The sequence below is a fragment of the Mammaliicoccus fleurettii genome, assembly GCF_003970575.1.
Lineage (GTDB): Bacteria > Bacillota > Bacilli > Staphylococcales > Staphylococcaceae > Mammaliicoccus > Mammaliicoccus fleurettii.
Genome location: NZ_RXWZ01000180.1, coordinates 3,889 through 13,601 on the forward strand (window position 1 = coordinate 3,889; position 9,713 = coordinate 13,601).

Sequence of the window (9,713 nt, forward strand, 5' to 3'; positions counted from 1 at the left end):
AAATTTTAAAAACAACCAGATTATAAATAAAATACCAACCAGATATAGGAGTAAATATGAGTGTATTCCAATACAAAAAGATAATTGATGATATTACAAATCGAATAAATGATGGTGTTTTAAAGCCTGGTGATAAGCTATCATCTCAAAGAGAAATTGCGCAATACTATAATGTGAATAGGTCAACAGTAGTTGAAGCCCTAGATATTCTAAAAAGCTACGGTATTTTAGAAACAATAGAAAAAAGAGGGATCTATGTATCTCAAAATAAGTGGAATACTTATATAACGAGTAATATTCGTTGGCAAGATTATATTGGTAATAGTGTATCTAAAAATAATCAATATTACATCCAAAAAATTAATGAGCTAGAATTCGACAAAGAAATTATAAGGTTAGGAACAGGGGAGTTATCACCAAATTTAATACCTAACCATTTATTTAAAGAAATATTAGTTAAAGATGACCCTCTACATACTAATTATGAAGAACCTAAAGGAAAATCAGAGTTAAGAACAGAAATTGTTAAGTATATGAAAAAAAGAGGTGTCGAATGCGATATCAATAATATTTGTATAACATCAGGTGCTTTACAAGGTTTGAAATTAATAGCAGATGGCCTATTAGTACCTCAATCAAAAATTATTATTGAAACACCTTCTTACATTAATTCAGTACGTACATGGCATAATATTAGATCACAAATTGTGCCATTGAATATTAAATATATAAAACAAAATATCAACAACATTTTCAAAGTTAGTAGTGATTATAAAAATAGCATATTTTATTGTATTCCGACGTTACATAACCCTACTCAAAATACTTATACAAAAATTGAAAAACAAAAAATAGTTAATCAGTGTCAAAAAAATGGAATTCCTATTGTTGAAGATGATATATATGCTGATTTATCTTTTGAGTCAGAAACACATCTACCAATGAAAGCTCTAGAAAACAGTGATAATGTACTATATTTAGGAAGCCTCTCTAAAACCGTAAGTCCTGGATTACGTATAGGGTGGATTGTAGCAAATAAAAATGTAATTAGTCATTTGTCAGATTTGAAGATGCAAAACGATTATGGCGCAAGTTCAATATCTCAACATATAGCAGCGAAATGGTTAAGTGACTATCATGATAATCATATCAAAGCGTTAAAACTTCAACTAGAAAAGAAAAAGAATTTATTTTTAGAATCATTAAAAACGCACTTATCTAAATACGGAGAATGGAAAGAACCACGAGGCTCCTTTTATATTTGGTTTAAATTGAACAATTCAGTAGATGTTAAAAAAGTCTTCAATGAGGCTATTAAAGAAAATATCCTCATACAACCAGGCGAGATTTATGACACAAATTCCACAAATTATATTCGTTTTTCATATTCATATATAAATGAAAATGAAATAGATAGTAGTCTTAAAAATTTAAGTGAAATTATTGAAAGAGTAAAATAAATGCATTTTGATGAGTACCTACCTTAATTGGTGGGTATTTTTTATGCTTAATGGTATGATATAAAATAAAATTGATGTAAAAAGGGGAATTCAGATGATCATAGAAACAGAGCGACTTAAACTCGTACCACCAGCAAATACATATCTTGATAAATTATTTGAAGTACATCGTGATCCTTTAAATCAAAAATATAATCCAGCAGGTCCAGTAGAAGATAAAGAAGCATTTAAAGAAACATTGTCAGAGTGGATTAAGCACTATAAAGAATACGGATTCGGATATTACGTACTAATAAAAAAAGACTACTATGAGCCATTTGGTATATGTGGATTACAATTTAAAAATATAAAAGGTCAAACTTATTTGAATATATATTACAGAATAGAAGCGGCGCAAACGAAACAAGGACTTGTAGCAGAAGCAAGCCAAAGAATAATAGAGCATGTAAAAGAAATCACTGAGAATCAATATAAAATAGTAGCATTAACTAAAAAGGAAAATACAGCATCTATAAAAACAGCAGAAAAATTAGGACTCAAACACGACCCAGAACTAGATGATTATGACGGAGCAGGAAACGTATATTACTTTAGTGAGTAAAGGAGTGGTGAAATGGTAGTGCGTCTATTAAATAAAAATGATGTTATTGAATTTAGAGATTTAAGATTGCTAAGTTTACAAACTGATGCACAAGCATTTGCTTCTTTATATGAAATTGAAATAAATTATCCGTTAAGTAAATTTGAAAAACGTCTAGAATCAAACGAGTTGAAATTTACAATCGGTGGATTTGAAGATGATAAATTAGTGTGTGTATTAACTTTTTATAGAGAAACTGTTAAAAAACTTAACCATAAAGGAAACCTTGTGGCAATGTATTGTCATCCTGATTACCGTAGTACTGGTATAGCTAGCAGAGTTGTCAATAAGTTGATTCAACTGGCATCAGAGTTAAATGAATTAAAGTTTATAGATTTAAGTGTTCTTTCTAATAATAATCGAGCGATAGAATTTTATAAAAAAATGGGGTTTCAAAAGTATGCTACAGAACCAAAAGCTATTTTTGATGGTGTAAGTTATTATGATGAAGATATGATGAGATATGAATTGGTAAATACGGACCGATAAAATAAAATAGCGGTCCAGAAATGAGAAATACGGACCGATAAATAAAAATAGCGGTCCGGAAACACGAAATACAGGCCGATAAATAAAATTATCGACCCGAAAATGCATTATCTTATCTATAACATAGTAAACTTATAAGAATAGTTTGGTATTAAAAAGAGAATTGTGATAAGATATTCCCAATCATAATAATACATAAACTAATTGGAGGATATCTAATGGATTACTATTTACGAGATTTAAAACGTTCAGATATAGAAGATATTCATGCATATGCTAATAAACCTGAAGTGAGTCAATATCAATCATGGGAGCCTCAATCTTATGAAGAAACTGAAGAATTTGTGGAAATGTTATTAAACCGAGATGAAAATTGGATGTACAATGTCATTGTCGATGCTGATACTGATAAAGTTATTGGTGCGATACAACTGGTTAGTGACACAAAAAATCAAAGTGGAGAACTTGGTTATATTGTACATCCAGAATATTGGGGTAACGGTATAGCAACTGATATTGGAAGAACTATTATAAAATATGGATTTAAAGTTCTTAAATTAAATAGAATATGGGCTTCAACTGATATACGCAACTCAGCTTCAGAAATCGTTTTACAAAAGTTAGGTATGAAACATGAAGCGATATTAAGACAAGATATAAAATTAAAAGATGGTTATAGAGATTCATTAATATATAGTATTTTAAAAGAAGAATATTAAAAGGTGTTATTAAAAGGTTCGATACTCGTTAAACAGTATTCGAACCTTTTTCATTTCTAATATATGATTTAGCAATTTCGAAGTGGGTATAAAATAGAACAAGGTTTTTATAGAGAGGTGAAAGTATGATAAATATTATTCAAGCTATTGGTTCTATTGGTACGTTTATAATGGCCATTTTATATTTTATATCTGTTATGATCCAAATTCGTCAAATTAAAATATCTTTTATTCCTTATTTATCATTTGATCAGATTATTTTAGAAAAGAATAAGCGTGGGATTAAAGTGAGGAATTTGACTGCTTCTGACCATGAGTATGTGAACACGGCATTTAAATTATTAAATTTAGGTGGCGGCTCTGCGAAAGATATTGAAGTTATATTAAAGTTAAATGATGAAGAAATACTTCAAAGGAAACGTATTAACATTTTACCTAACAATCAGTTTTATTTAATTCCTATTAATCAAAAAGTACTCTCTGAGTTTAGTGATACTATTGAAAATAATGGTTATGAAACTAACATGACGATTGAGTTGAAGTATAATGGTCAGGTATCTAAAAAACGCTCATCTAATGAATATAGAATCTCGATTGATAGTTTTGTTAATTTAGATGATAAAGAATTATATGAATTAACTTTTGAAAGAATTGGTCAATTATAGTGAGTGATAATTTAGTTTAATACTATTATTTTGACTAATTCATGCTATGATAAAATAACTAATCAATCTAAGAGGAGAGAAAAAATGAGCAGTATACTTTTTGTGTTGTTGTGGGTAGTTATATCCATTGCCTTTATTGTTACTTTGGCTATCACAGTAATAAAATATGCCAAAGAAAAACAGTATAGCAGCTATTTAGCAAGTACAATCGTGCTATTTGTAGTTGGTGTTATAAGCTTTGTTTGTATTTTTGTGAGTTTGTCTTTTGATAAAGAATATTCATACAAACAATTATTCAAAGAAGACAAGCCAAAGGAAGTTAAACATATATCTGATACACCTAAGAAAGACTTGAAAGATTTAAAGTTAGGTGACAAAATTATCGCTAATGGTTTAGAAGTAACGGTCACTAAGGCTGAGTTTGTTCTGCCTGATGATGGTTATTCATATTCTCAAAACGGCAAAATATTGAAAATCAATTATAAATTCAAAAATTTAGAGAAAGATAAAAAATTTATAGATAATTCTAATTTTAATTTAACAATTGATGGAGAAGTACAGCCACAGTTTAATGGTATGAAAGACAATAAAGGTGGTTTCCAACATCAACTAGAAAAAGGTGAGACTAAATCTAGTTATTTATATTATGATGTAGCGGATATGGATAAGTATCAAGTAAATATGGATTTTAAATCATCTAAAAAAGAATATAAAGCAAATTGGACTATAGCTAAAAAAGATATTAAAGAAGATTTGAATAATGAAAGAACAACTGAAGAAGTGGTGCCACCACAAGAACCACAAACAAATGAACAACAAACTGTTGAACAACCTAACAATTCTGCAGAAGAACAGAAAAAATTAGATGAAGCAGAGAAGAAACGTCAAAAAGATGCTGAAGATAAAGCGGCTAAAGATAAAGAAGCAAAAGAAGAAGCGGCTAAAAAAGCTGCCGAAGATAAAGCAGCTAAAGAGGAAGCAGATAAAAAAGCTGCTGAGCAAGAGAAGAAACAACAAGAAGCAGCTGAAGAAAAAGCAGCAGCACAAAAAGAACAAGATCAAGCAGCTGCTCAAAAAGAACAGGCAGCAGAAGAACAGAAACGACGAGAGCAAGAACAAGCTGCAGCGGAACGAGAAAAACAACAACAGCAACAAAAAGACCAAGCAGCACAACAAGAAAAACAACGAGCAGCACAAGAGGCAGCACAAAAAGAAAGAGAACGAGCAGCACAGCAGAAGCAATCTCAGCGTGATTCAAATTCGTCTGAAGAACGATAATTGAATTAGTAGAAAGAGGTAAACTAATGCAGACAGTATATTTTAACCATGATGGTGGCGTCGATGATTTAATTTCATTATTTTTGTTATTACAAATGGATGATGTGAATTTAATTGGTGTTAGCGCTATTGGTGCAGATTGCTATGTTGAACCAGCAACGAATGCGTCCTGTAAAATTATTAATCGATTTTCATCACAGCAATTAGATGTTGCATCTTCGCAAGAAAGAGGTAAAAATCCTTTTCCTAAAGGTTGGAGAATGCATGCATTTTTTGTAGATGCAATGCCGATTTTAAATGAAGATGTAGATATTAAGTCTACTATTTCTGAAAATGAAGCTTATGAAGATATTATAGAGAAAGTCATGAATAGTTCTGAAAAAGTCACAATGTTATTGACTGGCCCTTTAACTGATTTAGCTAAAAGCTTAAAAGTTGAACCTAGAATAGAAGAACGTATTGAAAGAGTAGTTTGGATGGGTGGAACTTTGCTGGATAAAGGAAATGTAGAAGAACCTGAACATGATGGAACAGCAGAGTGGAATGCTTTTTGGGATCCAGAAGCTGTTCAAACAGTATTTGATACGAATTTACCGATTGATATGGTAGCACTGGAAAGTACAAACAAAGTACCATTAACTCCGGACATTCGTAAACGTTGGGCAAACGAAAGACAATTTGAAGGTGTAGATTTTCTAGGTATTTGTTATGCGCTAGTACCACCGTTAACACACTTTGTTACGAATTCTACGTACTTCTTATGGGATGTATTAACAACTGCGTACGTTGGCAAGCCAGAACTTGTAGAGAAAGAAGAACAAAAATTATCTGTAATCACTCATGGACCTAGTCAGGGTCGTACTTTTAAAAGTGAAGAAGGAAGAATCGTTAATATTGTGAATGATGTAGACCGAGATGGATTCTTTGATTTTATGACTGAATTAGCTAAAAAAATATAACGAATTAAACACTCCGTTGAATAGATTACTTTAATGTAAATTTATTCAATGGAGTGTTTTATTTATTATTAATTTTAAACATGATTTGAAGAGTATTGTGAGATGTTTTTTATAAATTTCAGTTTTTTTGATTAAAAACATTTTAATAGGCTATATGAATATATAGACAAAATGGGGAGTGTTTATAAAATTATGAAATTCAAGAAAAAGAACGTTAATGTTGTAGACGCTAGTAAAACTAAAAAAACTGTCGTCGCAACAGGGATTGGTAATGCAATTGAGTGGTTTGACTTCGGTCTTTATGCTCAATTAGCAGTTATTATAAGTATGAACTTCTTTGGTAATATGCCAAAAGAAATTCAACTTGCATCAACATTTGCAGTATTTGCATTTGCTTTTATTGTTAGACCAATAGGTGGTATATTCTTTAGCCATCTTGGAGATAAACATGGACGTAAAGTTGTGCTATCGACAACTATTATTATGATGGCACTATCAACACTAGCTTTAGGTCTTTTGCCTACTCAACATGAAATAGGGATTTGGGCACCAATCTTATTATTAATTGTTAGAATGGTACAATCATTCTCAACTGGTGGTGAGTATGCAGGTGCAATGACATACATAGCCGAAATTTCGCCAGATAAAACAAGAGGTAAGTTAGGAAGCGGACTTGAAATCGGAACGTTGTCTGGAAGTATATTAGCTGCAGCACTCGTAGGTATTATGTATGCTGTACTGAATGATGAACAAATGGCTTCATGGGGGTGGAGAATTCCATTCATTATTGCAGCACCATTAGGAATCATTGGTGTGTATTTAAGAAATAATTTAGATGAAAGTCCAGCTTATGAAACAACTCTCGAAGAACAAGAAGAACTTGAGTATTCTTATAAAGATATATTTAGAAAATATTGGAGAGATATAATCGTTTGTTTCGCTGGTGTAGCATTCTTAAATGTAGCAAACTATATGGTTTTATCATATATGCCTTCGTTCCTTAATGGTACGTTAGATTTAGGCGGTACGATGAGTAGTATGCTAAGTATTTTAACTATGGCAGCAATGATACCGGCAGTATTCTTCTTTGGTTGGTATAGTGATAAAGTTGGAAATAAAAACACAATTTTATTTGGCCTAATAGGATTTAGTTTACTCTCAGTATTAGCTTTCTGGTTGATGAGTATTCCATCCATTCCAGTGGTAATTGCAGGTTTATTCATTATTGCATTATTCATGTCTACATTTGAAGGCGTTATGCCATCAGTGTTACCAAGTATATTCTATACAAAAGTAAGACTAAGAACGTTATCTCTTGTATATAATATAGGTGCAGCAATTTTTGGTGGTTTAACACCATTTATTTTAACCACTTTAGTAGAAACAACTGGTCAAAAAATTGCACCGTCATATTATTTAACATTTATAAATGTAGTAGGATTAGTCATATTCTTGTTTATGTTCAAAACAACTTCAAACAAATCACTAAGAGGATCATATCCGAATGTTGATAATAAAGAAGACTTACAAGAAGTATATGAAAATCCAAAAGATGCATTATGGTGGAATCAGGAAGAAGAAACAAACAAATCATAAGAAAAAAGCATCGGGTGATTTCACCCGATGCTTTTTTTATAATTATTAAACAGCTTCAACATTTAATTTAACGTCTATATTATTTCTAGTCGCTTTTGAGTAAGGGCAGAAATCATGAGCATCTTTTAAATATTTTTCTGCGTCTTCTTGAGATACATTTTTAACTTTAGCATCAATATCTACTTCTAGTTTTGGGCTTTCAGCATTTGGGTCATCTACTAAACGTACAGTTAAAGTAACTTCTGGTTCAGCGTCACGTACTTTGTTTTGTTTTAAAATCAAATCGAAAGCGCCATTGAAACATGAAGCATAACCCGCAGCGAAAAGTTGTTCAGGGTTTGTAGCGTTACCATCAGCTTGTTGTGGTGGTAACACGTCTACATCAATTGCTTTATCATCTGTATAAACATGACCTTTACGACCACCTGTGTTTGTTGCTTTTGTTTCATATTGAGTTGCCATAAAAAAATACCTCCTTTAGTATATATTAAATGTTTACCCCTAATTTAATTTTTAAATCATAGTTTCATAGATAAGTGATTAATTAAGGAAGTTTTTAATTACCATTCAATTAAATAAGATGTTTATAAAGTATGTTATTGGGTATAAATAATATAGAATGGATAATCATTCAATTATGATTTATGAAGGGTGATATAAAATGGCAGACGAAAGCAAATTCGAACAAGCAAAAGGTAATGTTAAAGAAACAGTTGGTAATGCAACAGATAATAAAGAGTTAGAAAATGAAGGTAAAAAAGATAAAACTTCTGGTAAAGCTAAAGAAGCGGTAGAAAACGCAAAAAATAAAGCAAATGATGTTATCGATAAATTTAAGAAATAATAACTAATTGAATTATTATTTCTTTATAGTATAAAAAGAGCAGGAATTCATTTTAAAAAAATGAATTCCTGCTCTTTTTGATTATTTTATGTCGTCTTCATCAATTTCCCATTTCATTTTGTAACGTTTATCTGATGAGCGTAATTGTAATTGTACGTCATATTGATCCGCTTCTGGTACATCATAGTATGCATAACCTGTATCTGACTCACCAGGTTTTAAACTAAATGAAAATCCATCATTTTCATCATCCATACCATAGAATTTTGAAACTCTACTACCATCAGCTGTAATTCCGAAGTTAGTATCACCAACGATTAAACTTGAGTTATTAATATTATCTAGTTTGTAAGAAACTTTTAATATTTTATCTTTAGAAGGTTTACTATATTTATTAGTTGGTTCAACAAATTCAGCTTTTTCTACTGTAATTTTTGTACCGATTGCACTAATTGAGTTTCCTACTGTTGTGTTTCTAGTAACAGTAGATGAATCATCATCTTCATCTGTAGATTCTTCAGTAGTTTCCTCTTCAGTAGATTCTTCTTCAGTAGATTCTTCTTCAGTAGATTCTTCTTCAGTAGTTTCCTCATCTGTAGATTCTTCTTCAGTAGATTTTTCTTCAGTACTATTATTTGTGAACTCATCAATTTGGTCTTTAATTGGGCCAGCAGCACATGCACCCAAAATAACTGCTAAAATAATGAATACTATTAAACATCCACCACAGCCAAAGAACCAAGGTTTCATACTAGAGCCTTTACCATCTCCCGATTGGCGTTGCTCTTGCTGATGATTATTACCATCAGTAGAATCATTAAATGGATTATTTTGTTGTGCGTTTTGTTGTTCTGAGGTGTTTTGGTTGAAAGGATTCTGATCTGATTGATTAGAATTAGCCATAATATTTCCCCCTTTATGTATTATTTTTTAATAAAAAACAATTGTCTATGTATGATTTCAAAACCTTATACACAAGTAAATAATCAATGTAAAACAATTGTTTTATTTATTAATTATTTTTAGTTTATAGTAAATTGGGTAATAAATCTAGGTCTATTAT

General features: G+C 30.8%; 11 protein-coding genes. 9 read left to right on the forward strand and 2 right to left on the reverse strand.

Features of this window, described 5'->3' with window-relative positions:
- Positions 1-56 precede the first annotated feature (56 nt).
- The 8 genes from CD129_RS11880 (at position 57) to CD129_RS11915 (ending at position 7,806) form a co-directional block, all read left to right on the forward strand.
- Positions 57-1,460 carry an aminotransferase-like domain-containing protein gene (locus CD129_RS11880; RefSeq protein WP_115337686.1) on the forward strand — a complete coding sequence of 468 codons (1,404 nt, stop codon included), beginning with the start codon at positions 57-59 and terminating at the stop codon, positions 1,458-1,460.
- Positions 1,461-1,554: 94 nt separating this feature from the next.
- Positions 1,555-2,061, forward strand: a complete 507-nt coding sequence (locus tag CD129_RS11885) for a GNAT family N-acetyltransferase (RefSeq protein ID WP_107508958.1) — start codon at positions 1,555-1,557, stop codon at positions 2,059-2,061.
- 12 nt (positions 2,062-2,073) lie between these two features.
- A complete protein-coding gene (locus tag CD129_RS11890) occupies positions 2,074-2,589 on the forward strand; it encodes a GNAT family N-acetyltransferase (RefSeq protein ID WP_078357730.1) in 516 nt (171 codons plus the stop codon).
- 218 nt (positions 2,590-2,807) lie between these two features.
- Positions 2,808-3,308 carry a GNAT family N-acetyltransferase gene (locus CD129_RS11895; RefSeq protein WP_078357729.1) on the forward strand — a complete coding sequence of 167 codons (501 nt, stop codon included), beginning with the start codon at positions 2,808-2,810 and terminating at the stop codon, positions 3,306-3,308.
- A gap of 125 nt (positions 3,309-3,433) precedes the next feature.
- The gene (locus CD129_RS11900) at positions 3,434-3,973 is read left to right on the forward strand and encodes a hypothetical protein (protein WP_078357728.1); all 540 of its coding nucleotides are present in this window, start codon (positions 3,434-3,436) and stop codon (positions 3,971-3,973) included.
- Between the two features lie 84 nt (positions 3,974-4,057).
- Complete coding sequence (locus CD129_RS11905; RefSeq protein WP_115337685.1) at positions 4,058-5,251, forward strand: DUF4352 domain-containing protein; 1,194 nt, start codon at positions 4,058-4,060, stop codon at positions 5,249-5,251.
- 26 nt (positions 5,252-5,277) lie between these two features.
- The gene (locus CD129_RS11910) at positions 5,278-6,210 is read left to right on the forward strand and encodes a nucleoside hydrolase (RefSeq protein WP_115337684.1); all 933 of its coding nucleotides are present in this window, start codon (positions 5,278-5,280) and stop codon (positions 6,208-6,210) included.
- Between the two features lie 192 nt (positions 6,211-6,402).
- A complete protein-coding gene (locus tag CD129_RS11915) occupies positions 6,403-7,806 on the forward strand; it encodes an MFS transporter (RefSeq protein ID WP_078357725.1) in 1,404 nt (467 codons plus the stop codon).
- 45 nt (positions 7,807-7,851) lie between these two features.
- On the opposite strand, the gene CD129_RS11920 is transcribed toward CD129_RS11915, so the two are convergent.
- Positions 7,852-8,268 (reverse strand): organic hydroperoxide resistance protein, encoded by a 417-nt coding sequence (locus CD129_RS11920; protein WP_107509715.1) that lies wholly within the window; start codon positions 8,266-8,268, stop codon positions 7,852-7,854.
- 199 nt (positions 8,269-8,467) lie between these two features.
- On the opposite strand from CD129_RS11920, the gene CD129_RS11925 reads away from it, so the two are divergent.
- Positions 8,468-8,650: a CsbD family protein gene (locus CD129_RS11925; protein WP_078357723.1), complete on the forward strand. Its 183-nt coding sequence runs from the start codon at positions 8,468-8,470 to the stop codon at positions 8,648-8,650.
- 81 nt (positions 8,651-8,731) lie between these two features.
- Here CD129_RS11925 and CD129_RS11930 read toward each other — a convergent pair whose 3' ends face one another.
- On the reverse strand, positions 8,732-9,553 hold the full coding sequence (locus tag CD129_RS11930) for a DUF4352 domain-containing protein (RefSeq protein ID WP_115337683.1): 822 nt from the start codon (positions 9,551-9,553) through the stop codon (positions 8,732-8,734).
- Positions 9,554-9,713: the final 160 nt, after the last annotated feature.